General features: G+C 43.0%; 26 protein-coding genes. 16 read left to right on the top strand and 10 right to left on the bottom strand.

Features of this window, described 5'->3' with window-relative positions:
• The first annotated feature begins 16 nt into the window (after positions 1–16).
• The 4 genes from FTU71_RS02180 (at position 17) to FTU71_RS02165 (ending at position 4,781) form a co-directional block, all read left to right on the top strand.
• Positions 17–913: an acetaldehyde dehydrogenase (acetylating) gene (locus FTU71_RS02180; RefSeq protein ID WP_096901306.1), complete on the top strand. Its 897-nt coding sequence runs from the start codon at positions 17–19 to the stop codon at positions 911–913.
• An 11-nt stretch (positions 914–924) separates the two neighbouring features.
• Positions 925–1,944, top strand: coding sequence for a 4-hydroxy-2-oxovalerate aldolase (gene dmpG, locus FTU71_RS02175; protein WP_179993526.1), 1,020 nt, complete (start codon positions 925–927; stop codon positions 1,942–1,944).
• A gap of 426 nt (positions 1,945–2,370) precedes the next feature.
• The gene (locus FTU71_RS02170) at positions 2,371–3,642 is read left to right on the top strand and encodes an OprD family outer membrane porin (RefSeq protein ID WP_154321082.1); all 1,272 of its coding nucleotides are present in this window, start codon (positions 2,371–2,373) and stop codon (positions 3,640–3,642) included.
• A gap of 278 nt (positions 3,643–3,920) precedes the next feature.
• On the top strand, positions 3,921–4,781 hold the full coding sequence (locus tag FTU71_RS02165; protein WP_004976044.1) for an alpha/beta fold hydrolase: 861 nt from the start codon (positions 3,921–3,923) through the stop codon (positions 4,779–4,781).
• Positions 4,782–4,846: 65 nt separating this feature from the next.
• Here the strand turns inward: FTU71_RS02165 and FTU71_RS02160 are convergent, their stop codons facing one another.
• Together FTU71_RS02160 and hcaR are read right to left on the bottom strand one after the other, a co-directional pair.
• A complete protein-coding gene (locus tag FTU71_RS02160; protein WP_096901303.1) occupies positions 4,847–5,524 on the bottom strand; it encodes a DUF1345 domain-containing protein in 678 nt (225 codons plus the stop codon).
• 331 nt (positions 5,525–5,855) lie between these two features.
• Positions 5,856–6,758, bottom strand: coding sequence for a DNA-binding transcriptional regulator HcaR (gene hcaR, locus FTU71_RS02155; RefSeq protein WP_104853006.1), 903 nt, complete (start codon positions 6,756–6,758; stop codon positions 5,856–5,858).
• A 281-nt stretch (positions 6,759–7,039) separates the two neighbouring features.
• Here hcaR and hcaE point away from each other — a divergent pair, with 281 nt between their 5' ends.
• From hcaE to FTU71_RS02115, 8 genes are all read left to right on the top strand, one after another.
• Positions 7,040–8,407 (top strand): 3-phenylpropionate/cinnamic acid dioxygenase subunit alpha, encoded by a 1,368-nt coding sequence (gene hcaE / locus FTU71_RS02150; protein WP_179994952.1) that lies wholly within the window; start codon positions 7,040–7,042, stop codon positions 8,405–8,407.
• Complete coding sequence (gene hcaF / locus FTU71_RS02145; protein WP_004976055.1) at positions 8,404–8,922, top strand: 3-phenylpropionate/cinnamic acid dioxygenase subunit beta; 519 nt, start codon at positions 8,404–8,406, stop codon at positions 8,920–8,922. Before hcaE ends, hcaF begins: the two co-directional genes overlap by 4 nt.
• Positions 8,922–9,248, top strand: a complete 327-nt coding sequence (gene hcaC / locus FTU71_RS02140) for a 3-phenylpropionate/cinnamic acid dioxygenase ferredoxin subunit (RefSeq protein WP_004976057.1) — start codon at positions 8,922–8,924, stop codon at positions 9,246–9,248. Before hcaF ends, hcaC begins: the two co-directional genes overlap by 1 nt.
• Positions 9,249–9,250: 2 nt before the next feature.
• Entirely contained in the window at positions 9,251–10,066 is an 816-nt protein-coding gene (gene hcaB / locus FTU71_RS02135; RefSeq protein ID WP_004976058.1) for a 3-phenylpropionate-dihydrodiol/cinnamic acid-dihydrodiol dehydrogenase, read from the top strand.
• Between the two features lie 71 nt (positions 10,067–10,137).
• Positions 10,138–11,103: a 3-carboxyethylcatechol 2,3-dioxygenase gene (locus FTU71_RS02130; protein WP_180005827.1), complete on the top strand. Its 966-nt coding sequence runs from the start codon at positions 10,138–10,140 to the stop codon at positions 11,101–11,103.
• Between the two features lie 4 nt (positions 11,104–11,107).
• On the top strand, positions 11,108–12,334 hold the full coding sequence (gene hcaD, locus FTU71_RS02125; RefSeq protein WP_180005828.1) for a 3-phenylpropionate/cinnamic acid dioxygenase ferredoxin--NAD(+) reductase subunit: 1,227 nt from the start codon (positions 11,108–11,110) through the stop codon (positions 12,332–12,334).
• Positions 12,335–12,422: 88 nt separating this feature from the next.
• Positions 12,423–13,331: a DMT family transporter gene (locus tag FTU71_RS02120; protein WP_096902690.1), complete on the top strand. Its 909-nt coding sequence runs from the start codon at positions 12,423–12,425 to the stop codon at positions 13,329–13,331.
• A gap of 247 nt (positions 13,332–13,578) precedes the next feature.
• The gene (locus FTU71_RS02115) at positions 13,579–14,631 is read left to right on the top strand and encodes an MBL fold metallo-hydrolase (protein ID WP_180005829.1); all 1,053 of its coding nucleotides are present in this window, start codon (positions 13,579–13,581) and stop codon (positions 14,629–14,631) included.
• A 163-nt stretch (positions 14,632–14,794) separates the two neighbouring features.
• Here the strand turns inward: FTU71_RS02115 and FTU71_RS02110 are convergent, their stop codons facing one another.
• Complete coding sequence (locus FTU71_RS02110; RefSeq protein WP_004976076.1) at positions 14,795–16,315, bottom strand: catalase; 1,521 nt, start codon at positions 16,313–16,315, stop codon at positions 14,795–14,797.
• A gap of 268 nt (positions 16,316–16,583) precedes the next feature.
• Complete coding sequence (locus FTU71_RS02105) at positions 16,584–17,216, bottom strand: TetR/AcrR family transcriptional regulator (RefSeq protein ID WP_131261060.1); 633 nt, start codon at positions 17,214–17,216, stop codon at positions 16,584–16,586.
• Positions 17,217–17,297: 81 nt separating this feature from the next.
• Here FTU71_RS02105 and FTU71_RS02100 point away from each other — a divergent pair, with 81 nt between their 5' ends.
• The gene (locus FTU71_RS02100) at positions 17,298–18,950 is read left to right on the top strand and encodes an acyl-CoA dehydrogenase family protein (protein WP_131261059.1); all 1,653 of its coding nucleotides are present in this window, start codon (positions 17,298–17,300) and stop codon (positions 18,948–18,950) included.
• Positions 18,951–19,085: 135 nt separating this feature from the next.
• Here FTU71_RS02100 and FTU71_RS02095 read toward each other — a convergent pair whose 3' ends face one another.
• Positions 19,086–19,577, bottom strand: coding sequence for a macro domain-containing protein (locus tag FTU71_RS02095; protein ID WP_004976080.1), 492 nt, complete (start codon positions 19,575–19,577; stop codon positions 19,086–19,088).
• A gap of 442 nt (positions 19,578–20,019) precedes the next feature.
• Between FTU71_RS02095 and FTU71_RS02090 the strand changes: the two genes are divergently transcribed.
• On the top strand, positions 20,020–20,211 hold the full coding sequence (locus FTU71_RS02090; protein ID WP_004976081.1) for a hypothetical protein: 192 nt from the start codon (positions 20,020–20,022) through the stop codon (positions 20,209–20,211).
• Positions 20,212–20,226: 15 nt separating this feature from the next.
• Here FTU71_RS02090 and ptsP read toward each other — a convergent pair whose 3' ends face one another.
• A complete protein-coding gene (gene ptsP, locus FTU71_RS02085) occupies positions 20,227–22,524 on the bottom strand; it encodes a phosphoenolpyruvate--protein phosphotransferase (protein WP_167845752.1) in 2,298 nt (765 codons plus the stop codon).
• A 99-nt stretch (positions 22,525–22,623) separates the two neighbouring features.
• Positions 22,624–23,106, bottom strand: coding sequence for an RNA pyrophosphohydrolase (locus FTU71_RS02080; protein WP_004976084.1), 483 nt, complete (start codon positions 23,104–23,106; stop codon positions 22,624–22,626).
• 183 nt (positions 23,107–23,289) lie between these two features.
• Here FTU71_RS02080 and FTU71_RS02075 point away from each other — a divergent pair, with 183 nt between their 5' ends.
• Together FTU71_RS02075 and FTU71_RS02070 are read left to right on the top strand one after the other, a co-directional pair.
• A complete protein-coding gene (locus FTU71_RS02075; protein WP_004976085.1) occupies positions 23,290–23,940 on the top strand; it encodes an HAD family phosphatase in 651 nt (216 codons plus the stop codon).
• 153 nt (positions 23,941–24,093) lie between these two features.
• Positions 24,094–24,339, top strand: a complete 246-nt coding sequence (locus FTU71_RS02070) for a DUF2789 family protein (RefSeq protein WP_004976087.1) — start codon at positions 24,094–24,096, stop codon at positions 24,337–24,339.
• A 93-nt stretch (positions 24,340–24,432) separates the two neighbouring features.
• On the opposite strand, the gene FTU71_RS02065 is transcribed toward FTU71_RS02070, so the two are convergent.
• From FTU71_RS02065 to FTU71_RS02055, 3 genes are all read right to left on the bottom strand, one after another.
• A complete protein-coding gene (locus FTU71_RS02065; RefSeq protein ID WP_136144730.1) occupies positions 24,433–25,293 on the bottom strand; it encodes a LysR family transcriptional regulator in 861 nt (286 codons plus the stop codon).
• A gap of 207 nt (positions 25,294–25,500) precedes the next feature.
• Entirely contained in the window at positions 25,501–25,737 is a 237-nt protein-coding gene (locus FTU71_RS02060; protein ID WP_004976091.1) for a DUF2061 domain-containing protein, read from the bottom strand.
• Positions 25,738–25,943: 206 nt separating this feature from the next.
• Positions 25,944–26,218 (bottom strand): zinc ribbon domain-containing protein (locus FTU71_RS02055; protein ID WP_179989746.1); only part of this gene is annotated, 275 nt, incomplete at its 5' end.

Genomic DNA, 26,218 nt, shown 5'->3' with positions numbered 1-26,218 from the left:
CTAAGAGAGTACATGCATGAAAAAGATTAAATGTGCAATGATTGGTCCAGGTAATATTGGTACAGATTTGCTTTATAAATTACAACGCAGTGAATGGTTAGAGCCTGTGTGGATGGTGGGAATTGACCCAACCTCTGAAGGTCTAGCTCGTGCGGCAAAAATGGGTTTAAAAACCACAAGTGACGGTGTAGATGGTCTTCTTCCTCACGTACTTGAAGATGACATTAAAATTGCTTTTGATGCAACTTCCGCTTATGTGCATGCAGAAAACAGTCGCAAACTGAATGAACTTGGCGTGTTGATGATTGACTTAACGCCTGCAGCAATTGGCCCATTCTGCGTACCACCAGTGAACCTTGAAGCGTTGCTACAAGCGGGCGAAGTGCCAAACGTCAACATGGTGACTTGTGGTGGTCAGGCAACAATTCCTATGGTGGCTGCAGTTTCTCGTGTTCAACCTGTGGAATACGGTGAAATTATTGCAACGGTATCGACTAAATCTGTGGGACCGGGTACACGTAAAAACATTGATGAATTTACCCGTACAACTGCAGGCGCGATTGAAGAAGTTGGCGGTGCAAAACAAGGTAAAGCCATCATCATCATTAACCCAGCTGAGCCACCATTAATGATGCGTGATACCGTTCACTGCTTGGTGGAAGGTGAGCCAGATCAGGCAGCGATTACAGCATCTGTGCATGCCATGATCAAAGAAGTGCAAAAATATGTACCGGGTTACAAACTTGTAAACGGCCCTGTTTTTGATGGCAACCGTGTTTCAATTTTCTTGGAAGTTGAAGGTTTGGGTGATTACTTGCCTAAATATGCAGGTAACCTAGACATTATGACTGCAGCGGCTGCACGTACTGCAGAAATGTTTGCAGAACACGTTTTCAAAACTGCTGAAGCTTAAGGAATACCAAAATGTCTAAGATTATTATTAATGATATGACTTTACGTGATGGTATGCACCCAATGCGCCATCAAACCACGCCAGAGCAAATGGTTGCGATTGCCACTGCTTTGGATGATGCAGGTGTGCCTTTAATTGAAGTCACACACGGTGATGGCTTAGGTGGTAACTCTGTGAACTATGGTTTTGCAGCCGCTACTGATGAAGAATATCTGAAAGCAGTGATTCCAAACCTGAAACAGGCAAAAGTTTCTGCACTATTACTGCCAGGTATTGGAACAGTTGATCATCTGAAAATGGCGCATGATGTAGGCGTGGCAACCATTCGTGTGGCGACACATTCGACTGAAGCAGACGTTTCTGAACAGCACATTACTGCAGCACGTAAACTGGGTATGGACACTGTGGGCTTCTTGATGATGGCGCACATGGCTTCTCCAGAAAAATTGCTCGAAGAAGCACAAAAAATGGTGTCTTACGGTGCAAACTGTATCTATGTAACAGATTCTGCAGGCTATATGTTGCCTCAAGATGTGACTGATCGCGTAGGTATTTTACGTGCCAACCTCGCCTCAGACATCGAAATTGGTTTCCATGGTCACCATAACTTGGGCATGGGCGTTGCGAACTCTGTATCGGCTGTGACCGCAGGTGCAACCCGTGTTGACTTGGCTTCGGCTGGTTTAGGTGCAGGCGCAGGTAATACACCACTTGAATTGTTTGTAGCGGTCGCAAACCGTATGCAAATGGAAACAGGTGTGGACTTGTTTAAAGTGCAGGATATTGCTGAAGACTTGATCATTCCAATGATGACGCATCCAATTCGTGCAGACCGTGATGCAGCAACTTTAGGTTATGCAGGTGTTTACTCATCGTTCCTATTGTTCGCAAAACGTGCCGAAGCAAAATATGGAGTATCTGCGCGTGAAATTCTACTTGAGCTTGGTCGTCGTGGCACGGTGGGCGGTCAGGAAGATATGATTGAAGACTTGGCATTGACTATGTCTAAAGCACGTGAAATGCAAGCCTAAGTTTTTAATATAAAGCAGGCTTGAATTAAGCACTCCAAATGCGTTTGGGGTGCTTTTTTATGCTGTGAAAGATGTAAAACGTGCTGAATTTTGTGCTGATTAAAATGTTTTTCTTATAAGTTGGGTTTATAGAAAATAACGCTAACACATGGGTTTAAAGTTAAAAAAGATTAATCCTTCACATGATGCAAAAAATAACAGCGTTTTTCACCTAAATTAAGCAGTGAATTCAAATAAAAATTCATTTAGTGAGGATTTTGAGCTTAATTTTTTATCGTTAAAAAGAATTAAAAAACTTGGAAAAAAGCTGCTCGATACAGAAAGTGCTGAATTTGTAGAAAAGCTTAATACTGTGGTCGGATTTTTTTCATGACAAGAGTTTTGCATGATGCCCAGATTCGCTTATTGGATGAATAGGAAAAACGCATGCATCGTCACAATTTATGGATAGCACTTTTTGCTGCGACAGCAACTTTAGGGACAACTGCAACTCAGGCAGATTTTATTGACGACAGCAATGTTCAACTTAAATTTAAGAATTTTTATTTAGATCGTCAAATTAAAGACAACCCTGCGGGGAACTTTGGTTCATGGTCACAAGCAGTCACCTTGGATGCTAAATCGGGTTATCACGATTTAGGCGTAATTCAGGTGGGTGCTGATCTTCTGGTTCAACACGCAGTAAAACTCAATGGTCGTGATAAAAATGCAGACTGGGTTTTACCGCATGATGGTAAAGAGTCAAAAGATCATTTTGGTAAGGTCGGTGCAACTCTAAAAGTTAAATTTTCTGAAACTGAATTAAAAGTAGGTGACTTATTACCAATGTCACCTGTGGTGTTTTTTGACCCATCGCGTCAATTGTTAACGACTTATAGCGGTGCATGGTTAGAATCAAAGGATTTAAAAGATACTAAATTAACTTTGGCTTATTTAGACGGTATTAATGCACGTTATGATAACCAATACCAAGATTTTACGTTGTTCCCTCAAAATAATTTTTCTGCTGCTGAAGCGAATAAATTAAGCACAGACGATGGCATGTATCTTGTGGGAGTAGATCATCAATTTACCCCTAAAGTAGGTGGAAGTTATTGGTATGCGGATGTAACCAACATCTATCAACAACATTATGTCGCTGCAAACTATAAAACGACTTTGGCTGAAAAAACTAAGCTGGATACCCATGTACGCTATTTTGACAACAGCGAATCGGGTGACAAGCTGTATGGCAATATTGACAGCCAGGCCGTGTCTGCGGGTGCAAAAATCAACAATGGGATGCACACTGTACAGTTAGGTTATCAACAAATGTTTGGTGAGCACGGTACAAAAGCCCCAATGTTCCCGACCTTGGGCGGGTGGGTGCCGCAGCCTTACTTAGACAACTGGTCTGTGGCGAGCTTCATTCGTAAAGATGAGCGTTCTTGGAGTTTGGGTTATACCTATAATTTTGCTGATGTGGGTGTTCCTGGTTTAACAGCGACAGTACGTCATTTCCGCGGTGACAATATCGATCTGGGCGCAGGCAAGCCAGAAGGTAAAGAAAACGAAAATAACGTCATTGTGAACTATGTTGTGCCAGAAGGTAAGCTTAAAGGTTTAGGCTTTAACTATATGTTCATCGATACCAATTTTAACTTTGCGAATGACTTAGAAGAACACCGTATCGCCACGACTTACACTTATAAATTCTAAAGCTAGATAAAAATTAGAGCGGCTTTTTATAGTCGCTCTTTTTTTAATATTTACTGAATAAATACCTTATATAAATTAAGACTTTTATTTTATTAAATTTATAAAATTCAAAGAGTTGTTTAATCGTTTTTTTGTAGGTTGTGATCGTAAATTTGTATCAGTTGATGCCGTGTGAACAGGTAATATAAGCCTGTAAAAGTAATGTTGAATGAGTCCACTTGACGTCAAATTCTATACCTAGAGCCAAACGCAAGCTAAAGACTGTACGAGGAGTATATATGAGCACTGTTCAAATCCCTGACTATACAACAGATCCATTCTTTGGCTTAGAAGATAAATGGATTGAAACAGCAGAAGGCGAATTAACGCATTATCACGAAGTGGGTGAAGGTACACCTATTCTATTTTTACACGGTTCAGGTACAGGCGTATCGGCTGCTGCAAACTGGTGGTTAAACTTGCCACAAATTGGTGAGCAAGCACGTTGTATCGCCATTGATACCATTGGCTATGGTCAAACTGTGGTTGCACCAGGAACACAATATGGCATCCGTGCATGGGTCGATCATGCTGTGCGTACTTTAGATGCCTTAGGCATTGAAAAAACTTGGTTGGTGGGTAACTCGTTGGGTGGCTGGTTGGCATTCCAGTTGGCATTGGACTACCCAGAGCGTGTTCTTGGTATTATCTCGATGGGTACAGGCGGTGCAAAACAGACTGCAGCCCTCAAAGCGCATGCAAATCCTGTATTGACTGAAGAAGGCATTAAAAAGACGCTTTCAATGTTCGTGGTAAATAAAGACTTGATTACAGATGAGTTGGTCAAAGTCCGTTTTGCTTCTGCAAAAAATGACTATGCTTCAGACCGTTTAATGGATGTTGTGGGCGCGCGTGACCGTGACCGTTTCGAGTTCCCACTCGACTTTGACAAAATGAAAGACATCACTGTGCCTGTATTGCTGATTCACGGTACACAAGATGTGGTGATTCCAGTATCGCGTACATGGGATATTTTAAATATTGTGCCACATGCCGATGCACACATTTTCAGCCAATGTGGTCACTGGTCACAGGTTGAAAAAGCGGAAGAATTTAACACTGTAATTAAAAACTACTTAACTGCACGTGGCGTAAATTAAGCGCAGTGAGGTAAAAAAGGATGGCAATTTGCCATCCTTTTTTATGGATGTTTTATGTACCCAATTTAGTGCTGAATAAAGCTCGCGACCAAGTTAATGCAAATTGCCAAAATAGTGGTATTAAAGCTATAAGCCAAAATAATATGTAGCGTGTTCAGTACCCGCATGGGTTGTGAGCTAATCGAGACATCGGCGGTTTGTGCAGATGTACCAATCACATAGCTGAAATATAAAAAGTCAGGATAGGTTGGATGCGACGTCTTGGGAAAATCCAAACCACCTTCTTGCTGCTGTTGCAGTGCCAAATAATAGTCATGCGCATAGTGAATCGCAAAAATGGTGTGCATAAAAAACCAAGCACATAAAATAGTGGTAATGGATAAAATAAAATGTCCCATGCGCACAAACTCACTTTGTGCAAATAAATTCACCTCGACAATGATCGCAATAAAGCACATCACTAAGGTTAGAAATACCAAGAATAAAATCAGCCATTTGCTGGCATCTTGTTGTTGGGCACGTTGTAAAATATGTGCATGATCGCTGTGCCACAAACTGCGCATGGTTAAAACCAAATAGCAGGAAATCGCGATATTCCAGCTAATCAATAAACAGCTTGACCATGACCATGCAGTGAGGGTCTGAAAAATAGCATACAGCACAATGGTAATCACAAAACTGATAAAAAAATAAGGACGATATTGAATCCCTGTTTTCATTCTGCTGAAGGGTGTTTTTATCATTCTTGATCCTTTCTGGATGTGCAATCTAAAGGTGTTACTGCCTGTTATCATCGGCTTAATTTTAGAAAATAGCGATGGGGTGCCTATTTTAACTTATTAGACTTAAGTTGTAATTTGCAGGAAATGTGGTAGCGAAGCGAGGAAAAAGCAGACTGCAAAAATGCGAATGTTTGAGTGTAAGAATGAGCAGTAGTTCAGAAAAAGATTAAAAAAATAAGTTTAGACTTAAGTCTAAAGCTTTGTTTTAGCATTTAGGATGCACAAAAAAAGTGCTTACTACATCAAGCAGCAAGCACTTTTGAAAGGTTGAAAAACGCGAGTGGTTTTAGAATTATTGTTCGCGGTTGATGTCCAAATAGAACACACGTGTGAGCAGTTCCATAAATTTCTGTACCGCAGCGGAATGGCTGTTTTTGCCGTAGCTGACGTACAAATCTAAATGCGGAAGTTCTACATCAAGTGGGCGGATGACGGTATTTTCCATGGTGAGGGGGGCAACATAGCCCGGTAAAATGGTGCAGCCCAAGCCCATACCAATCGAGTTGATATTAAATAAAATGTTGTCAGCTTTTTGCACAATGTTTAGTTCAATGTTGTGCTGTTTGGCAAAATCGACAATCAAGTGATGCAGATTATAAGAAGCCTCTGCCGAAGGAATAATAAAATCAATGCCATTCAATGCTTTGACAGGAACGCGTTCGTATTTTGCTAACGGATGATCTTTGGGCAAAATAAAAATCAGTGGTTCACGCAGTACAAACTGGCTTTCAATTTCATCACTGTTGATATTGTGACGGGTAAAGGTGATGTCGAGTTCACCTTTTTTAATCATTTTCATTTGCTCAGTGTTGTTTAGGCTCAGCAATTCAATTTTTAAATCTGGGTTTTGTACTCGTAAATTAGGCAGTACAAAAGGGAAAATTTTCATTTCTGCCACAGGAACAAAGCCAATGCGCAGCATTTGCTGTTTGGCTTGTGACACCTGACGCGCCATGGCAACCGCTTTGTCGGCTTGCGCCAAAGTCAGACGGGCCTGTTCTAAAAATACAGCACCTTCTTCGGTTAGCTCGACTTTACGTTTGGTGCGGTTGAGTAGCTTAACGCCGACATCTTCTTCTAAATCTTTAATTTGCTGACTCAGTGAAGGTTGCGCCGTATAAAGTTTAAGTGCGGCTTTACTGAAGTTGAGTTCTTCAGCAACGGTAATGAAGTAGCGAAGGTGACGTAATTCCATACAACCATTCCAAAGATTAATTCAAAATATGTCTAATTATAGATTAATAAAAGAATGATCTATAAACAACTATTCGGTGAAAATTATTGTGTCATTCACGAAGTAAATAGGGTTTCATCATTATGCAACGATTTAAATGCAAAATATAATGTTGGATTAATCTATAAAAACTATTAATTGAAACAAAAAAAATATTTCACTAAACGTCCCTAAAAAACCATTATCCATCAGAAGTTGAGTCTATTTACTTTGTGCCGTTGTTGGTCACAGGAGAGCTTTTCATGAGTGGAAAAATTGATGTGCGCGAAATCGACGCTTTGGTCGATGCACAAAATGGACGTATCACTCCATCTATTTATACAGATCCAGATATCTACGAATTAGAACTTGAACGTGTGTTCGGCCGTACGTGGTTGTTCCTGTGTCATGAAAGCCAAATTCCTAAAGCTGGCGACTTCTTCAACACCTACATGGGTGAAGATCCAATTATTGTGGCACGTCAAAAAGACGGTTCAATCAAAGCATTTTTAAACCAGTGCCGTCACCGTTCTATGCGTGTGAGCTTTGCAGACTGTGGTAATACCCGTGCATTTACTTGCCCATATCACGGTTGGTCTTACGGTATTGATGGTTCACTCAAAGATATTCCTTTAGAAGAACGTGCGTATCCACAAGGTGCTTGTAAAGAGCAATGGGGCTTGGTGGAAGTGAGCCGTGTGAAGTCTTACAAAGGCTTGATCTTTGGTTGCTGGGATGAAACTACTCCAGATCTAGAAGAATACATGGGCGACATCGCTTGGTACTTAGATGGCGTGATTGACCGTCGTCCGGGTGGTACTGAAATTATTGGTGGTGTACACAAGTGGGAAATTGACTGTAACTGGAAATTTGCTGCAGAACAGTTTGCTTCTGACCAATATCACGCTTTGTTCTCACACGCCTCTGCGATTCAGGTACTTGGTGCAAAACCAGATGATGACAGCAGCAAACAATTAGGTGCAGCGCAAACAGCTCGTCCTGTTTGGGAAACTGCCAAAGATGCGATTCAGTATGGTTCACGTGGTCACGGTTCAGGTTTCTTCTTTACAGAAAAACCAGATGCAAACGTTTGGGTTGATGGTGAAGTTGCCAACTACTTCCGTGAAACTTACGAAGAAGTGAAAGAGCGTTTAGGCGAAGTACGTGCCTTACGTCTTGCAGGTCACAACACCATGTTCCCAACACTGTCTTGGCTGAACGGTACTGCAACACTGCGCGTATGGCATCCACGTGGGCCAAACAAAACTGAAGTATGGGCATTCTGTATTGCCGATGCTGAAGCACCTCAAGACGTGAAAGAAGCATTTGAGCGTTCTGCAACACGTGCTTTCGGTCCTGCAGGTTTCTTAGAGCAAGATGACTCTGAGAACTGGATTGAAATTCAAAAAGTATTGCGCGGCTATAAAGCACGTCAAAACAAGCTCATTGTCGAAATGGGTAAAGGCAACGAAAAAGTACGTGAAGATGGTATTCCAGGAATCACCAACTACATTTTCTCTGAAACTGCAGCACGTGGTATGTACCGCCGTTGGGCAGACTTGCTGATCCATGAAAAATGGGAAGACGTTGAAAAAGCAGCTGACGAATACGAGAAGGAGCTAATGAAATGAGTCAAATCAGTTTAGAACTTCAACATGAAGTAAGCCAATTCTTGTATCGCGAAGCAAAATTGCTGGACGACTGGAAATTCCGTGAGTGGTTAGACCTCATGGCAGAAGACATTTCTTATACCTTGCGTACTACACCAAATGCACAAACTCGTGACCGTCGTCGTTCAGTTGAACCGCCAACAACGTGGGTGTTCAACGACAACAAACACTTGCTTGAGCGCCGTGTTGCACGTCTGGAAACTGGTATGGCGTGGGCTGAAGAACCTCCGTCACGTACAACGCACATGGTCAGCAACGTGATTGTTGAAGCGACAGAGGTAGCAGGCGAATACGACGTACACGTGACTTACTTGTTGTACCGTACTCAAAAAGAGAAAGACGTGACTATTTACTGTGGTAAGCGCCATGACAAAATCCGTCGTGTTGAAGGTGGCTTAGGCTTCCAGATCTTCAACCGTAAGATTGTGCTTGACCAAGTAACCTATAACTCACACAACCTGAGTGTATTCTTCTAATGAATAAAATCTTTGTTTGCCAAGTTGACGAATTAGACGAAGGCGAAGCGTTAAAAGTGGACTGCGGTGTGAACGGTATCGAGGCACTGGCAGTATTCAACAACGGTGGTGAGTTCTTTGCCATGAATGACCGTTGTTCACACGGCAATGCCTCAATGTCTGAAGGTTATCTTGAAGATGATGGCACGGTTGAATGTCCACTACATTCTGCACGTTTCTGTTTAAAGACTGGTCAAGCCTTATGCTTGCCAGCCACCGACCCGATTCAAACTTTCCCTGTGGTGGTTGAAGACGGCGCGTTATATGTAGAAATGGCAGGAGAGTAAGCATGGGTTGGCTAAAAGGCGAAGTGGCACTGATTACAGGTGGTGGTTCTGGTTTAGGTTGGGCTTTGGTCGAGCGCTTTCTTGAAGAAGGTGCGCATGTGGGCGTGTTACAGCGTTCACAATCTAAAGTCGATGCCTTAAAAGAACGTTTTGGTGATCAAATCGTGGCAGTCGCTGGTGATGTTGCCAACTATGCAGACAATGTCCGTGCTGTGCAGGCCACTGTGGAGCGTTTTGGAAAGCTGGATTGCTTTATTGGCAATGCAGGGATTTGGGATCACTACGCAGATATCGTCAATACTTCTGGTGAGCAGCTTGAAAAAGCCTTTGATGAAATCATGGGCATCAATACCAAGGCGTTAATCTTGGGGGCAAAAGCAGCACTGGATGAGTTGGTGAAATCTGAAGGTTCTATCATCTTAACCTTATCCAATTCTGCGCTGTATTCTTCAGGCGGTGGTCCTGTTTACACTGCATCTAAACATGCAGGTGTTGGCATCATGAAAGAGTTGGCTTATGAGTTGGCACCTAAAGTACGTGTCAATGCTGTTGCGCCTTCAGCGATGAATGTCAATATTAAGGGCGCAGCATCTTTAGGTCAGGAAAACCTAGGCTTACTCGATGCACGTGATCCTGAAAAAATTGCACGCGGTATGCCGCTGAATTTCTTGCCTGAGCCAGAAGACATGACTGGTTCGTATGTGCTCTTGGCATCGCGTCAAAATAACCGTGCGCTGACTGGCGTTCTGATCAATGCAGAATGTGGTTTGGGTATTCGTGGTTTGCGTCAACCACGTGCAGGTTTTTTTGACGAATAAAATTGAGTCTAAATTCAATAGACGAATCGGCAGCCTTTCTCTGGGCTGCCTTCCTTATTTAGGAGTCTTTCATGGCCGTTAAACTCATTTGTGCATCGCACAGTCCTTTAATGGAATTTGCAACACCGCAAGATCAATCTAAAGAACAAAAAGTTCGTGCTGCCTTTGAGCAACTTTCTGCCGAAGTCAAAGCATACGATCCAACCCTGATCATTACCTTTGGTCCAGACCATTTCAACGGTTTCTTTTACGATTTGATGCCAAGTTTCTGTGTCGGTATTCGTGCTACGGCTGCGGGTGACTGGGACTACGGCAAAGACAACAACCGTATTGATGTGCCTGAAGACAAAGCCTTGGCGATGGTGCGCCGTGTGTTGGATGAAGGTGTAGATGTTGCATATTCGTATCGTATGCAGGCCGACCATGGGGTGACTCAGCCATTACACTTTTTGTGTGAGGGGCAGCTAGATCGTTATCCAACCATTCCCGTATTTATTAATGGCGCTGCAGCACCGATGCCAACCACCAAGCGTACCATTGCTTTGGGTCGTGCTGTGGGTCAATTCATCAAGTCGTTGAATCTTGAAAATGAGCGCGTTTTGGTCTTGGGTACAGGTGGTCTTTCACACGATCCACCAACGCCACAAATGGGTTCAGTACCGCCTGAAGTTGAAGAATTTTTAATTGCAGGACGTAACCCAAGTGCTGAAGCACGTCATGCACGTCAGGCCAAAGTGATTGCAGTCGGTCAGAAACTTGCTGCAGGCGATACTTCTGTGGCTGTACCGTTAAGCCCTGAGTGGGATATTGCCTTGCTTGAAAAATTCAAACAGGCAGACTTTGCAGCTATGGAAGCCATGACCGAAGCTGAAATTCGTCGAGATGGTGGTCGTGGTGGTCAGGAAGTCCGTTCGTGGATGGCTGCTTTTGCTGCGTTAGATGAACTGGGTGCGTATGAAATGACCACGCATTGCTATGAAGATATTAGTGAGTGGATTGCGGGCTTTGGCATCGTATCTGCTGAGTTAAAAGGTTAAGCCCATGAGTGTAGAAACAATTGTGATTGTGGGGGCAGGTCAGGCAGGGGCGAGTGCCATTCTTGAGCTGCGCGGCAATCAATATGCAGGCAACATCATCTTAATTGGCGATGAAACACATTTGCCTTATGAGCGTCCACCGTTGTCTAAAGATGTGATTTTGCGTCCTAAAGAAACCAAAATCGAGATTCTGTCGGAAGAAAAATTGGCAGAACTAGGTGTGACCACTATTCGTGGCAATGGCGTGAGCAAAATCAATGCCGAAGCACATACGGTTGAATTGCAAAATGGTGAGGTCATTGCCTACGACAAGTTGTTGCTTGCCACAGGCGGTGCTGCACGTCGCTTGCCAAATTTTGATGCCTTAGGTAAACACGTTTACACGCTGCGTAACCTTGAAGACTCGCAAGCCTTAGTCCCTGTATTACAAGCGGGTCGTCGCATCATCTTAATTGGTGGTGGTGTGATTGGTTTAGAGTTGGCATCTTCTGCACGTTTTAAAGACTGTCAGGTAACTGTCATTGAAATGGGACCAATGGTGATGGGACGTTCATCACCACTCATCTTGAGTGAGTTTTTACTGCAACAGCAGTTATTGGCAGGAGTTGATGTACGTCTATCTACGCAAATTGCAGATTGCAAGCTAGATGGTGAAGAAATTGTCGTGACCCTAGAAGGTGGCGAAGAACTACGTGCCGATGCGGTGATTTACGGTATTGGGATTATTCCAAACGCACAACTGGCAGTTGAAGCAGGCTTAGATGCAGACTTTGCCGTGCATGTGAATGAAAACTGTCAAACTTCAAACCCAGATATTTATGCCGCGGGTGATGTCGCATCACAACTGCGTGAATGTGGCAACCATCGTCGTGTAGAAACTTGGGAAAATGCCAACCTGCAAGCAGGTATCTTCGCGCGTCATGTGATGGGCGTTGAACATCCTGTAGCCAATCCCGCTTGGTTCTGGACTGATCAACTCGACATTAACTACCAATTTGTAGGAGATATGTCAGCAGCAGAATGGCATGTGCGTGGTGAGATGGATGCTTCCAAACGCAGTGGGTCTTCATTCGTATTGTTTGGTGTGACCGATGGCGTGATTGTCGGCGGAATTACCGTCAACTCAGCCAAAGATATGCGTCACTTGAAAAAGCTGATTGCTAAACAAGCTGCTTTTGAAGCAGACAAATATTTAGATGTGAGCCAAGACCTTCGCAAATTGGTGAAGTAAGCTTGAACTGATGAAAAACAGACCTGAGGCAACTTGGGTCTGTTTTTTATCTGCCGAAGAAAAGTGTCCATTTTATGTTGAGCAAGCGATGAATACGAATACATCTCCTGTTGTGGTAACCGCCAGTATTTATGCCTTATTGGTATTAATCTGGGCGACCACGCCATTGGCGATTGTCTGGAGTGTGCAGGAAATTCATCCAATGTGGGTTTTGATTATCCGCTACTTTGGGGCTTCCGTGATTGCGCTGTGCGTGCTTAAACTCATGCGCGATCCACTGCCTTTTGATCACACCTCAATGAAAAGCTATTTGGCGGGTAGTCTGAATTTAATTGGTGCACAGCTATTTATTTACTTGGCCGCCAATTATTTAACTTCAGGCTTAATGGCACTGATTTTTGGTTTTTCTCCTTTAATCGCAGGCTTGATTGGTCATGTGATTTTACGCACGCAAAAATTGATTGCCTTACAGTGGACAGGGATGGCAATTGCGATTGCAGGACTCAGCTTTGTCTTTGCAGACTCTGCCGACAGCAAAGTGAATCCATGGGGCGTGGTGCTGATGTTTATCAGCATGTTGTCCTATATCAGCTCAATTTTTTGGGTCAAACAAATCAATGCTCCTTTAAAGCCGATGTCACAAGCCACAGGTTCTTTATTGGTATCATCGGCAGGGTCATTGTTATTAATTCCCTTTATTTGGTCGCATTTCCCGACTCAAATGCCAAGCAGCCAAGCCATGATTGGTTTTGTATTTACCATGATCATGTCGTCTATTGTCGCCATGCTGTGTTATTTCTGGCTGATTCGTCGTTTAAATGCCTCAACCGTATCTTTAAGTAATGTGATGACTCCCATCATCGCGTTAATTTTAGGTGCGACCTTAAATAATGAACACATCAGCATGAATGCGTTTATTGGCATTGCCGTGGTGATGTTCGGGATTGTGATGTATTTCTGGAAAGAATGGCGCGAACAATATTTTGCTAAACGCTAAGCCCGCATTGCTATACCCGTGTTTAGGTTTTTCTAAAGCCTCGTTTATCTGAGGTGTAAATTTCCGATCATTAACCCGCTGTCGATACGACTTTTTTCTCAAAACAACAAAAACATAAAGGAAATTGCCTGCTTGATTTCGCTACTATGCGTGATAGAGTCAACACATGAACCAAAGCTGTGTTTTTTTCTGAACAGATCAGGATAAAAAGCATCATGGCAGATGCGCTATATATTATTGGGCTTACATGAACAACGTGGAACAAAAGCATTTTCAACTGCCAACGGAATCCTGTTGGTCGCATACTTGGCGTAAACCCAAGCTGCAGTTTTTGCCTTCAAATCATTATGATGGAGCGCAGTTTTTTAATCCGATTGCGTGTCCTGAGGGGCGCAGCCAAACTGATTTATTGAAATGGTTGCTAAAACGCAAATCGAACAGTTGGAATGTCAATCCGCAACAAGAAGCACAGCAATTTTTTACAGCGCCAAGTGCTTTGCCACAATTACGTCCACACGCCAGTTTGGATGATTGGCAAGTTTGGTTTGTGGGGCATGCAACGGTGCTGATTCAAATTGGACCGTATAACTTTTTAACCGATCCAGTCTGGGCAGAGCATGCCAGTCCGAAACAGGGGCGAGGGCCTAAACGTGCCTGTCCTGCAGGGATTGCACTGGAAGATTTACCGACCATTCATGCCGTCTTCTTGAGCCATAACCATTATGACCACATGGATTTAGCCACCTTAAAATGGCTGAATCATCAATTTGCCATGCCTATTTATACAGGTTTGGGCAATGCTTGGTATTTACCACCAGACTTGCATGTGATTGAAATGGATTGGTGGCAGTCGGCTTTGTTTAAAGAGTTGAAAATTGTGTACACTCCTGCACAACATGGTTCTGGACGTGGCGCACGCGATCAGAACATGGCGTTATGGGGTGGTTTTTCTATTTTACATGGGCAAGATCATTGCTTCTTTGCGGGTGATACGGGTTATTCGCCACACTTTAAAGAAATTCAAACCCGTATGGGCGCACCACGTGTGGCACTTTTACCTATAGGTTCTTACGAGCCACGGAATCTGATGCGTTATATGCATATGAACCCTGAAGATGCCTTTCAGGCCCATAAAGATTTACATTCCAAATGTTCTTTGGCCATTCATTACCGCACTTTTGAGCTGACCAATGAAGGGCGTGAGCAACCAGAGGCAGACTTGCATCATGCCATGAAGCGTTCATCTAAATTAATGAATCCGTTTTATTGTATTCGTGAAGGTAAGAAGTTGATTGTTTAATCTTTTAAAAACTTGACCTTAAATAAAAGTGATGCGCTACTTTTCACGCTACTGAAAAGTGGCAATGATAGATATAGAACACAAAGCCCCTATCGAAATAGGGGCTTTGTTTTGGTGTTTAAAGTCTTGCTGTTTAGACTGACTTGATCTTTAACTACAAAGATTACAGTACGCCAGGCTGACCAAGTGCAGGGTCACTGGCACGTGCTGCTTGCGCATCGGCAACGGTCATGCCTAAAGCTGCTGCAACGCCTTCGCCATAAGCAGGGTCACATGCATAACAGTTACGAATATGACGATACTTAATAAAGTCTAAAGCATCACCCATCGCACGTGCCGTGTTATCAAACAGTGCTTGTTTTTGCTCAGGGTTCATTAAATTGAACAAGGCACGCGGCTGGCTAAAATAGTTGCTATCATCTTCACGATAATCCCAGAAATCTGCATCGCCACGAATTTTTAGCGGTGGTTCGCGGTATTGTGGTTGCTCTTGCCATTGATGGAAGCTGTTTGGCTCATAGTGTGGCAAGCTGCCATAGTTGCCATCCATACGACCCTGACCATCACGACGGTTTGAGTGCACAGGGCAGCGTGCAGCATTCACTGGAATTTGTGAATGGTTCACACCAACACGGTAACGTGCAGCATCGGCATAGTTGACCAAACGCGCTTGTAACATGCGATCTGGCGAGTAGCTAATTCCTGGTACAAGGTTGCTTGGTGCAAAGGCAGCCTGTTCAACATCTTGGAAGTAGTTTTCAGGGTTACGGTTCAGTTCAAATTCACCCACTTCAATCAGTGGATAATCACCTTTCGGCCAAACTTTGGTGAGGTCAAATGGGTGATAAGGGACTTTTTCTGCATCCAGTTCAGGCATGATTTGCACGAACAGCGTCCATTTCGGGAAATCACCGCGTTCAATGGCATTGTAAAGGTCAGTCTGGCTGCTTTCACGGTCACGACCAATCAATTCTGCTGCTTCTGCATCGGTCAGGTTTTGAATGCCTTGTTGAGTGCGGAAGTGGAATTTCACCCAGAAACGCTCATTATTGGCATTAATAAAACTATAGGTGTGGCTACCAAAACCATGCATGTGACGATAACCCACAGGAATACCACGATCCGACATCACAATGGTGACTTGGTGCAGTGCTTCTGGCAGCAAAGTCCAGAAATCCCAGTTATTGGTCGCATTACGCAGGTTGGTGCGTGGGTCACGCTTTACCGCTTTATTCAGGTCAGGGAATTGACGTGGGTCGCGGAAAAAGAACACTGGTGTGTTGTTACCGACTAAATCCCAGTTGCCTTCTTCAGTATAGAATTTTAAAGCAAAACCACGAATGTCACGTTCTGCATCGGCAGCGCCACGCTCACCTGCAACGGTAGAGAAACGAGCAAACATTTCAGTTTTTTTGCCAACTTCAGAGAAAATTTTGGCACGGGTATATTGGCTGATGTCGTGCGTGACAGTAAACGTACCAAACGCACCTGAACCTTTGGCATGCATACGACGCTCAGGAATTACTTCACGTACAAAGTTTGCCAACTTTTCATTGAGCCATAAATCTTGGGCAAGAAGTGGGCCACGTGCGCCCGCAGTCATACTATTTTGGTTATCTACAACAGGTGCGCCTGCATCGGTGGTTAAATGCGTTACAGGGCATTTTTTTATCTCTTGGCTCATCATTGTTCTCCATTATTGTGATCATCATGTGGTGGGCTGTATTAGAAATTTAGCTTCTAAAACAAGCGGCCATGAACCGTTTTGTTTGTTTAAAAAATCAACTACAACACCACAATACCATGCAGATCGGGCTTTGTAGATGAAAGCTTTTCAAATCTCACCATTTTAATGTAAAACGATTTTTATAATTTTACAAATAGATAAATTTATTGTTTATGATTGGTGTATTCGATAGATCTTTGTAAACTAAATAATCAGTTTTGCTGCACTAAATGTCTGAAACTGCTGCTAAAAACGGTTGAATCGCCAATGAAATATCGGTGTGCAAGGCATCCCAATCTTGATAATGTGGATTGATTAATAAACTTTGCGAAATAAAACCATAACTGATGCGATGCAGATTCAAAGCAAGGCGCAGTTGTTGTTCGGCATTGTGTATGACAGGTGCGAAAATCTGTTGCCACATCTGTAGCATCATGCTGTAACTTTTTTGGTAAGTTTCAATGTGTGATACCTGCCGTTCCAGTAAAAAAGTCTGCGCCCAAAGCCATTGTTGTGCCTGAATTTGCTGAAGCTGAAACTGAATGATGGTTGCAATATAGCGGTTTATTTCAACAACTGTGGATAACTCAAGTTGCTGTTGGGCATAACTTTTTAAGTGTTCTGCATGCTGTTTGACTTGCAGGTGAATCGTCAATGCCAGTAAATCTTCTTTCTTGGCAAAGTATTCATAAAAAGTGCCTAAACCGACACCTGCCAAATTAGTAATTTCACGAATGGTAATTTCAGCTGCCGAGCGTTCATGCAAAAGCCGAACAAAACTTTCCTGTAAAGCCTCTTGAGTCAGTTTAGCCCGCGATTGGCGCGGCTTACGGCGCACTTGAACCTCAGAATTTTTCATAAATAAAGCCGAACACCTGAGCACATATTTTTCTCTATACTAAATGCAATGATAGCATCGCGTTTATCTAGGAGTGACACAATGCAGACATGGATGACCCATCAAATTCAAAATCAGTTTGATGAATTACAAGACTATAACTTATTTGAAACCGATACGGTTTTACAAGAAATTTTAACCCGTTATGGCAGTCAAGATCAGACTCGACTGAGCGAATTGGGACATATTGCAGCATCGGCAGAATATTATCACTATGCCGATTTAGCCAATCGGCATACGCCTATTTTACATGCCTTCGATGCACGTGGACGCCGTAAAGATGTAGTGGAGTTTCATCCCGCATGGCATCACTGGATGGCGCTGAATCGCAAGTTTGACACGCATGCACATCCATTTAAACAACCGCAATCTACGGCAAAATGGGTCGATTGGGCCAGTCGCTTTTATTTGGCGGGACAGGTTGAGTGTGGCAATTTATGTCCAAATTCCATGACTTTAGGCAGTATTCCGCTCATTCAGCGTGAACCTGAATTATGGGCAAGCATGGGCGAAAAACTGTTATCGCATGAATATGACCCGCGTGATGTGCCGATTTCACAAAAGAAATCTATTTGGTTGGGCATGGGCATGACCGAAAAGCAGGGTGGTTCAGATGTACGTGCCAACCAAACGCTTGCCATTCCAGTCGCAGCAACAGGGCGTGGGCAAGCCTATTTGCTCACAGGTCATAAATGGTTTTTCTCTGCACCAATGTGTGATGCACATTTGGTGGTCGCCAATACCGAACAAGATGGTTTGGCTTGTTTCTTTGTACCGCGTTGGTTAGAAGATGGCAGAAAAAATAATATTCAGGTACAGCGTTTAAAAGACAAAGTGGGAAATCGGAGTAACTCCAGTTCTGAAGTCGAATTTCAGCAGGCGTGGGGCATCATGATTGGCGAAGCAGGGCGCGGTATTCCCACCATTATTGAAATGGCGAACTACACTCGTTTAACCTGTGCTGTGGGCAGTAGTGCCATGCTGCGTCAAGCCTTGGTGCAATGCCTTGCCTATACTCGACAACGTCAAGCATTTGGACAGACTTTGGCGAATCAGCCATTAATGCAGGCAGTCTTGGCAGATTTGGCTTTGGAAACTGAAGCTGCGGTACAGCTCAGTTTTCATTTGGCACATTGTTATGAAAGCGATGATGCTGTGTCTTTGGCATGGAAGCGTTTAATGACCCCTGCTGCAAAGTTCTGGATTTGCAAACGCGCGGTGGAACTTACAGGTGAGATGATGGAAGTTTTTGGTGGCAATGGTTATGTCGATAACAGCATCATGGCACGTATTTTCAAAGAAGCACCTGTAAATACCATTTGGGAAGGTTCAGGCAATGTCATGTGTCTGGATGTACTACGCGCTATGCAGCGAGAACCTGAGCTGATTCAGGTGTTATTGCAGGATTTTGCTCGCACTGCCGTTACTCATCCTATTTTGGGCAGTGAATTAGATGGTTTGCAGCAGTTATTGCAGACCACGAACAGCAACGATTTACAATTTATGGCACGTGCTTTGGTGAGCCGTTTGGTGATTTTGGCACAAGCGGTTTTGTTGTTGCGTTATGCGCCAAGTTTTGTGGCAGAAGGTTTTATTCAGTCGCGTTATAGTGCATTGCATGGGCAAGTGGTGGGTATGCTTAAACCTAAACAGGTCGATGTTGCATCCATCTTGCAGCGTGCATTTTCAGCATAGCATCCCTTGCTACTTGATTCTGCACAAAAAATTCACCCGCTTGGTAAAACCAAACGGGTGAATTGAACCGTATATTGCAGTCGAGTCGTGATCAATCACGCTCGCTTGTAGCAAAGCTGATTGCTTCAGCGAAACTTATTTCGCAGGCTCTTCAGCTTTTACACCTTTTTGATATAGAGTGTAGATGTAAATTGGAATATCCAAATCTTCTAAGTGTTTGTAGATGAGTGGACGTACATCTTCCCAATCTAAACCGCCTACACCTGTTGCAAGACGCGGTAACGCCAAGCTTTCAATTTTCTCTTCTTCAATCAACTGTTTTAAGTTTTTCAAAGTGCGGTTGACGTATTCTGTCGATGCTTTACCTGGTTTTGAACCGTTGTCATAAGCCGCTTCCTGAGTCATCAGGTTGACGATGCGTTGACCTTCGGCATTGACCCAAGTCCATTGCTCACCCGCTTTAGGATGGTAAATATGACAATAGTTGCGGAAGTCTTTATATAGCGCAGGCCAGTGCTCACGCAGACTTAAAGCCAAACCTGTTGCAAAGTTATCGTTAGGGGCAACACCGTGAGCAATCGCACGTGCTTCGCTCAGTAAAATATCTCCAGAAACTTCATAAATCATGAATTTGACTCCTGTTTTTAATGGTCTTGTTAAACTGATCTTCTATATTCATATTAGCCAATCATTGCAGTTTTTCTAGTGGATTTTATAACTAATAAGTATTTAAAAAGTAATAAAATTTTTTATAATTTTATGCTATAATTGTATGGGTAAAGCCGCTGAGTATTCTTTAAAATAGCCTTCAAAAATAACCGTCAGAAAAATCTGATAAAGTGGCGCAATAATTTATTTACCCTTCTTTTTATCTTAGCACTATTGAATGAAAGTCGCTTGTAAAATGTACAAAAAAGCGTATGATCGGCTTCCCAATTGAACATGGAACATTGGCGAGAGAATAGTCACGTTATGCAGAAGCAATTGGCTTGAATTTTCCCTCAACATCTCCATCTATAAAGAGTAGTGACACTGCTCATTTCTATGATCAACCGAAAGGAACAGCGCAATGGCAAAGAAAAAACAGCCTGAGCTTATTCAGCATAACTTTGTGGCCAAACACATGCACGAAGTCAACAAAAGTCAGGTTTTTGTAGACCGTAAGAAAAATGCCAAACGAGGCTATAGCAAACACAAACAAGGGCGATATTCCGATGATTATCGCCCTTGTTGTTTTTGGAGTGAATGGTGTGTTGCTTGAGGCTTAAACTAAGTTTTATGGAGATACGATACGTGTCGCTAGTTTCACCATATCGCCCAAGCCATGGGTTTTAAAATAATATTCCATCAGACTTTTCACCATCAGCGGATTATTCATTTTTAACGCCTGATCTAATAAATGTTGCGCATCGGTCATCGGTACATGACAAATTGCTTTACGCACCCGCAAGATATTACTTGAACTCATCGACAGGGTATTAAAGCCCATTGCCATCAGAATTACCGCAGACAGCGGATCTCCTGCCATTTCGCCACAAACGCTCACAGGCTTGTCATATTTATGACATTCTTTCACCAAGCGGGTTAAGGCGCGCAGTACTGCAGGATGAAAGTGTGAATAGACGTTGGCCACACGCGGATTGTTACGATCCACTGCCAATAAATACTGGGTTAAATCGTTTGATCCTACCGAGAAAAAATCCACCAACGGGGCAAATTCATCAATTTGCAGCAGCACACTCGGTACTTCTACCATAATGCCAATTTTCGGTTTGGTGATTTTAACCTGTTCTTCTTCCTGCACTGCTTGCAAGTCACGATCTAGCAAATACAAGGCTTCTTCAACCTCGCTGACACTGGTGATCATTGGCAGCAAAATATGCAGATTATTCAAACCAATACTGGCTTTGAGCATGGCACGAATTTGCGAAGAAAAAATTTCAGGATGATCTAGCGTGAAGCGAATCCCGCGCCAACCCAAGGCTGAGTTTTCTTCTTCAATCGAAAAGTACGGCAAGTCCTTGTCTGCGCCAATATCTAGCGTACGCATCACCACAGGTTTGTTGGCAAAGTGACTGAGCTGTTGGCGGTAAATAGCACGCTGTTCTTCTTCGCCCGGGAAACGGTCACGTAGCATAAATGGAATTTCAGAACGATATAAACCAACACCTTTAGCACCGCGTTGTACGCCACGCACCACGTCAATCATCAAGCCTGTATTGACATACAATTTTACCGCTACGCCGTCAGGGGTAATGGCATCTTTGGTTTCATATTGCTTGAGGTCTTTGGCAATCTGTTCTTCTTCTTTTTGAATTTCTTTATAGCGTGTCCGCATGCGACGTGGCGGGTTGATAAACACCCGACCTTGGTGCGCATCTACAATCATTTCCACATCGTCTAGGCTGTTGATCGGCAACTCAGTTACGCCAACTACGGTTGGAATACCCAAAGCACGTGCCACAATGACCATGTGAGAATTCATTGCGCCTTCGGTGGTGACAATTGCTGCAATTTTATCGACAGGCAGTTCTACCAAAGCTGCTGTGGAAATTTCTTCGCCAATTAAAATACTTTCATCGGTCAGTTCTCGGTGACTGGCATCGGCTTCTTGTAAAGAGGCGAGAATACGACGCCCTAAATCTTTCAGGTCAGAAACACGTTCGCGTAAATAGTCATCTTCCATTTGTGAAAATAGGGCAATGTGATTGTCAATTACAATACGCACTGCACCTTGTGCCCAGTTACCTTCACGAATCAGTTCTTTAATTTCTGCAGGCAGGGCATTTTCATCCAACATGCGTAGGAACACACTGAATAAAGCGCGTTCTTCTGCCATTAAGGCATCCTGCATTTTGTCATCTAGTGCCTGAATTTCTTGACGCACTGCATCTAGTGCGTTGTCTAGTAATTCTAACTCTTCACTAATGTCTTCAGCTTCACGATCAGGTACAGCCGCCAAATCTGCAGGTGGATACAGAATTACCGCACGACCCAGTGCAATCCCGCCCGAACCTGATACGCCCTGAAAGGTTTTGTAGGCAGGCAGGTTGTTGGGTTTGCGGAACACATCAATGTTGCCCACGGCATGCGCATGCGCAATGACACCTGAAAGCTGAGCACAAAGTGTGACTAAAAAGGATTCTGCGGCTTCAGAAAAGTCTTGTTTGTCCTTGTTTTGCACCACAAGAACGCCCATAACTTTACGGCGATACATGACAGGCACGCCAAGGAAAGAATTATAAATTTCCTCGCCTGTTTCGGCCAAATACATGAAGCGTTCGTGTTTAGGTGCGTCGTCTAGGTTGACAATTTCTTCACGTTGTCCGACTAAACCGACCAAACCTTCACTGGTATGTAGAGACACATGCCCCACAGCCTCAGGATTTAAACCCTTTGATGCCATGAGCAAATAGCGTTGATTGCGTTCATCGAGCAGGTAAATAGAGCAGACATCCACATGCATGGCTTCTGCGACCTGATTGACCATAATATCGAGTGATTCATGCAAACTGGTGGACGCATTGATTTCTTGTACAATGCGTCTAAGGGTATCCAGTTGCATGTTCGACATACGCGCTACTCCATATTCCAATCAATGATTTGAGGTCAGTTTTACACCACAGATGACCCTATAACAATAAGCTAAAAAATCTACATCTTCATGCAAATTTTAAGGTTTTTTCAGGGGCAATTGATTGCACAACTCCACCATCGCTTTACGGTAGACGTCACGTTTAAAATTGACGACCTGACCAAGCGGATACCAGTAACTGACCCATTGCCATTGATCAAATTCGGGTGGATCTGACAAATTCAGCCGAATATGATGCGCTGACGCTGTCAGTTGCAATAAAAACCACTTCTGTTTTTGACCAATACATACGGGATCCGAATCCGTGCGTATATACCGATGTGGCAAACGATAACGCAGCCAACCTTTAGTTTGCGCGATAACTTGGACGTGTTCGGGCAGTAAGCCAACTTCTTCTCTCAGCTCACGATAAAGTGCCTGTTCAGGGGTTTCTCCATATTGGATACCTCCTTGCGGAAATTGCCATGCATTGTGACCAATGCGTTTTGCCCATAAAACTTGTCCAAACTCGTTTGCCAAAATGATCCCGACATTGGGTCGGAAACCTTCTGAGTCGATCATTTGGCTACCTAAATATTGTTTAATTTATGACTTTGCACTCGGGGATGATGATTTCTTTTCTCCAACTCGAAAACGCAAAGTGTAAATAATGTTAAAATTGCTATGATCTTAACGAATTTCTATCGACTAGCGGAGATAGATTTACAATTTTTTTCTTAAATTTCAGTTTTTACGAGTATTTTCATGAAATTGGCGCTATTTGATCTCGATCACACCTTGTTAAATACTGATTCAGATCATTCTTGGGGTGAGTTTTTGGTAAGTGAAGGCTTGGTCGATCCTGTTCGCCATCGCGCCATGAACGACAAGTTTTATGAAGACTACAAAGCAGGGCAACTCGACCCAATTGCATATAACGAATTTGTATTTGAGTTTTTAACCCAGCACGACAATCAGTACCTCACAGATTTGCATGAATTATTTATGCAAAAGGTGATTCGTCCACAAATGCGCCCTGAAGGTTTTAAAGCAATTCAGCGTCATCAGGCTTTAGGACATGAATTGGTGGGCATCACCGCAACTTCTGACTTTATTACAGCACCTATTTTTCGTGAATTTGGCATTACTGAAATTATTGCCACCAATGCGGAAGTAGTCGATGGTAAATATACAGGCAAAGTGATTAACACCGCATGTTACCAAAAAGGCAAATTAGTGCGTTTGGAGCAATGGCTAGAAGGCCGCGATGTGACTGAGTCTTGGGCGTATTCAGATTCCATTAACGACCGTTTCTTGCTGGAATATGCCGATCATGCCATTGCGGTAAACCCAGATGCACGTTTACAGGCTTTGGCGGAAGAGCAAGGGTGGGATGTGCAGGACTGGTCAATTTAAAGCTTAGATTAGTGCAATTGTTGCTGTATCAGGTGTAACTAGTCGCTTGTTTCTGTTTTGTTTTTATTTGCTGCAATGTTGGATTATGTCATTCATTTTTAGAATAGGCATGCTAAGGTAAGACAAGAATTAAAAATGATCAGGAGTGAAAAAATGAGTGGTGTACGCCCAAGAATGACACATTTATTTGAACAACTGGGTTTGGATGCCAGTGAAGCTGCGATTCAGCAATTTATTGAAACGCATCAATTGAATGCAGAAACAACAATTGCCGAGGCAGAATTTTGGACGGAAGCACAGCGTCAGTTTATCGTCGAAAAAATGAAATCGGATGGTTCATGGGCAATTGTGGTAGACCAATTGAATGAATCTTTGCATGAAGATTCGGTGAGTCGTTAAGACTTCACTTGTGTCCAAGTTGAGCCAATAAAAAACACCCTCAGTACAATCGTGTCTGAGGGTGTTTTTCATTCAAAAGAAACCATTAATCTTTTAGTGTTTCATCATCTCAATCAATTCTAAAACAGCGCGTGATTGCGTCCGTCCCGGATGCCATACCATGCCCAATTGACGGTTCATTTCTAAGTCAATATCTAACTGTTGTAAGTCCTGATTGACCAACGTTTTAGGTAAAACAGACCATCCCAAACCAATTGACACTAACATCCGAATTGATTCTAACGGATTGTTGCTCATGGTAACTTTGGGTTTGACGCCTTGCTTTTCAAATTCTGCCAAAGTGATTTGACTGGTATAAGTTTGCGCGGCAGGCAACAAACTTGGGTAGGCGAGTAAATCGGTCAATTGCAGGTTTTTCTGATGTGCAAGAGGATGAAAAGGCGCAACCACAAACACCAATGGATCATTCCAAATGGTGACATAAGACAGACGTTCATCTAATTTAGGCGGTAAGGTCAGAAAAGCCAGTTCTAAATCGCCTGCCAAAACTTGTTCATGTGCCTGTTCTGAGTCGACAAAATGCACATCTAACGTGACGTTGGGAAATTCCTGTACATATTCACGTAAATGATTGGGTAAATGGTGCAAACCAATATGGTGACTGGTGCCGATTTTCAGTTTGCCTTGAACCTGTCCTTGCTCATGACTGAGAGTGTGGTGAATATCGCCCAGTTCATTCAGCCAGTTTTTGACTTTGGGCAATAGTGAGTGTGCTGCATGCGTGGCTTGCACCCCACGACCTGCCGATTCAAAGAGTTTCACGCCAAAATAGTCTTCTAGGCTGTGAATACGTTTGGTCACCGCAGGTTGGGTAATAAATAACTGATCTGCTGCCAAAGAAATAGAACCTGTTTCCATGACTTTAACAAAGGCTTCAAAGGCTGCAAGATTCATTTGCACCATCCATAAAGATTTTTTATTACTGTGCTTATTATTTAGAAAAAATTAGAATTAATCAAAACAAATTCTACTTATTTTTAAACTATGCATTCGGGATGATCTTGTAGAGATACAGCAGAGATAAAAAAAGATCATCGTGGGCTGCAACCAAGATGATCTCAAACTGAAATGGAATATTCACAAGCAGAATCTATAAAACCATTAAGCGATAATTTTAGAATCTTGCGTTTGTGCTTTCTTTTCCCAAATCCGCTCGTGAATGAAATACGCAACAGCTTGTACTGTCGGTTCGACCAAACTTAAGGTAATGGCCATCCAAATATTGCCTGTGACTATATAACCGACCACCATCGCCACGGTGATGTGCATGATGTAGTAGCTTAAAGTTTTTTTGAACATGCGTTGATTGTTGGCGACAAATTTTTGAATATGGCTCATGTGAATACTCCTTATGCTGCTTTGATCATTTTCTGTGTGGATAGCTAAAGGATAATCATTCTTATTTAATTTGTAAAAACGAATAATTTTGTAATTTTGATTGGAAAATTAGATTTTAATAAAAATATCAAAGATAAAAAATTTTAAGTATCTATCATGTTTTGCTTATAGGTAGGTCGTGATGAATCATTGACATCCTCCCCGACCTAAAGGACGGAGATTCCTACTGCTAGACGCTCATGCCCGAGCGCAAGAATATTCAGTGCGGAATTTACATCCCGATCATGGAGCGTACCGCACTCCACACACTGCCATTCTCTTATTCCAAGTCCTGCTCTACCTTCCGGACTACTGGAGCGTGAGCCACAGCACGAACAAATTTGGGTGGTATAGGCTTCATTGACTTCTTCATAACATACCCCTGCGTTCTCGCATTTATACTTGAGCATGGTTCTTAGTGTTGTCCAACTGGCATCTAGCA

Origin of the sequence: Acinetobacter sp. YH12136, assembly GCF_013418545.1 — a bacterium.
GTDB classification, from domain to species: domain Bacteria; phylum Pseudomonadota; class Gammaproteobacteria; order Pseudomonadales; family Moraxellaceae; genus Acinetobacter; species Acinetobacter towneri.
Note: the sequence above shows the minus strand (reverse complement) of the source record. Positions and strands in the feature narration are given on the sequence as shown.

What these genes read in the sequence shown, in the direction of transcription:
- FTU71_RS02180 (WP_096901306.1), top strand. Translation starts at nt 17, where the DNA reads ATGAAAAAGATTAAATGTGCAATGATTGGTCCAGGTAATATTGGTACA.
- dmpG (WP_179993526.1), top strand. Translation starts at nt 925, where the DNA reads ATGTCTAAGATTATTATTAATGATATGACTTTACGTGATGGTATGCAC.
- FTU71_RS02170 (WP_154321082.1), top strand. Translation starts at nt 2,371, where the DNA reads ATGCATCGTCACAATTTATGGATAGCACTTTTTGCTGCGACAGCAACT.
- FTU71_RS02165 (WP_004976044.1), top strand. Translation starts at nt 3,921, where the DNA reads ATGAGCACTGTTCAAATCCCTGACTATACAACAGATCCATTCTTTGGC.
- FTU71_RS02160 (WP_096901303.1), bottom strand. Translation starts at nt 5,524, where the DNA reads ATGATAAAAACACCCTTCAGCAGAATGAAAACAGGGATTCAATATCGT.
- hcaR (WP_104853006.1), bottom strand. Translation starts at nt 6,758, where the DNA reads ATGGAATTACGTCACCTTCGCTACTTCATTACCGTTGCTGAAGAACTC.
- hcaE (WP_179994952.1), top strand. Translation starts at nt 7,040, where the DNA reads ATGAGTGGAAAAATTGATGTGCGCGAAATCGACGCTTTGGTCGATGCA.
- hcaF (WP_004976055.1), top strand. Translation starts at nt 8,404, where the DNA reads ATGAGTCAAATCAGTTTAGAACTTCAACATGAAGTAAGCCAATTCTTG.
- hcaC (WP_004976057.1), top strand. Translation starts at nt 8,922, where the DNA reads ATGAATAAAATCTTTGTTTGCCAAGTTGACGAATTAGACGAAGGCGAA.
- hcaB (WP_004976058.1), top strand. Translation starts at nt 9,251, where the DNA reads ATGGGTTGGCTAAAAGGCGAAGTGGCACTGATTACAGGTGGTGGTTCT.
- FTU71_RS02130 (WP_180005827.1), top strand. Translation starts at nt 10,138, where the DNA reads ATGGCCGTTAAACTCATTTGTGCATCGCACAGTCCTTTAATGGAATTT.
- hcaD (WP_180005828.1), top strand. Translation starts at nt 11,108, where the DNA reads ATGAGTGTAGAAACAATTGTGATTGTGGGGGCAGGTCAGGCAGGGGCG.
- FTU71_RS02120 (WP_096902690.1), top strand. Translation starts at nt 12,423, where the DNA reads ATGAATACGAATACATCTCCTGTTGTGGTAACCGCCAGTATTTATGCC.
- FTU71_RS02115 (WP_180005829.1), top strand. Translation starts at nt 13,579, where the DNA reads ATGAACAACGTGGAACAAAAGCATTTTCAACTGCCAACGGAATCCTGT.
- FTU71_RS02110 (WP_004976076.1), bottom strand. Translation starts at nt 16,315, where the DNA reads ATGAGCCAAGAGATAAAAAAATGCCCTGTAACGCATTTAACCACCGAT.
- FTU71_RS02105 (WP_131261060.1), bottom strand. Translation starts at nt 17,216, where the DNA reads ATGAAAAATTCTGAGGTTCAAGTGCGCCGTAAGCCGCGCCAATCGCGG.
- FTU71_RS02100 (WP_131261059.1), top strand. Translation starts at nt 17,298, where the DNA reads ATGCAGACATGGATGACCCATCAAATTCAAAATCAGTTTGATGAATTA.
- FTU71_RS02095 (WP_004976080.1), bottom strand. Translation starts at nt 19,577, where the DNA reads ATGATTTATGAAGTTTCTGGAGATATTTTACTGAGCGAAGCACGTGCG.
- FTU71_RS02090 (WP_004976081.1), top strand. Translation starts at nt 20,020, where the DNA reads ATGGCAAAGAAAAAACAGCCTGAGCTTATTCAGCATAACTTTGTGGCC.
- ptsP (WP_167845752.1), bottom strand. Translation starts at nt 22,524, where the DNA reads ATGTCGAACATGCAACTGGATACCCTTAGACGCATTGTACAAGAAATC.
- FTU71_RS02080 (WP_004976084.1), bottom strand. Translation starts at nt 23,106, where the DNA reads ATGATCGACTCAGAAGGTTTCCGACCCAATGTCGGGATCATTTTGGCA.
- FTU71_RS02075 (WP_004976085.1), top strand. Translation starts at nt 23,290, where the DNA reads ATGAAATTGGCGCTATTTGATCTCGATCACACCTTGTTAAATACTGAT.
- FTU71_RS02070 (WP_004976087.1), top strand. Translation starts at nt 24,094, where the DNA reads ATGAGTGGTGTACGCCCAAGAATGACACATTTATTTGAACAACTGGGT.
- FTU71_RS02065 (WP_136144730.1), bottom strand. Translation starts at nt 25,293, where the DNA reads ATGAATCTTGCAGCCTTTGAAGCCTTTGTTAAAGTCATGGAAACAGGT.
- FTU71_RS02060 (WP_004976091.1), bottom strand. Translation starts at nt 25,737, where the DNA reads ATGAGCCATATTCAAAAATTTGTCGCCAACAATCAACGCATGTTCAAA.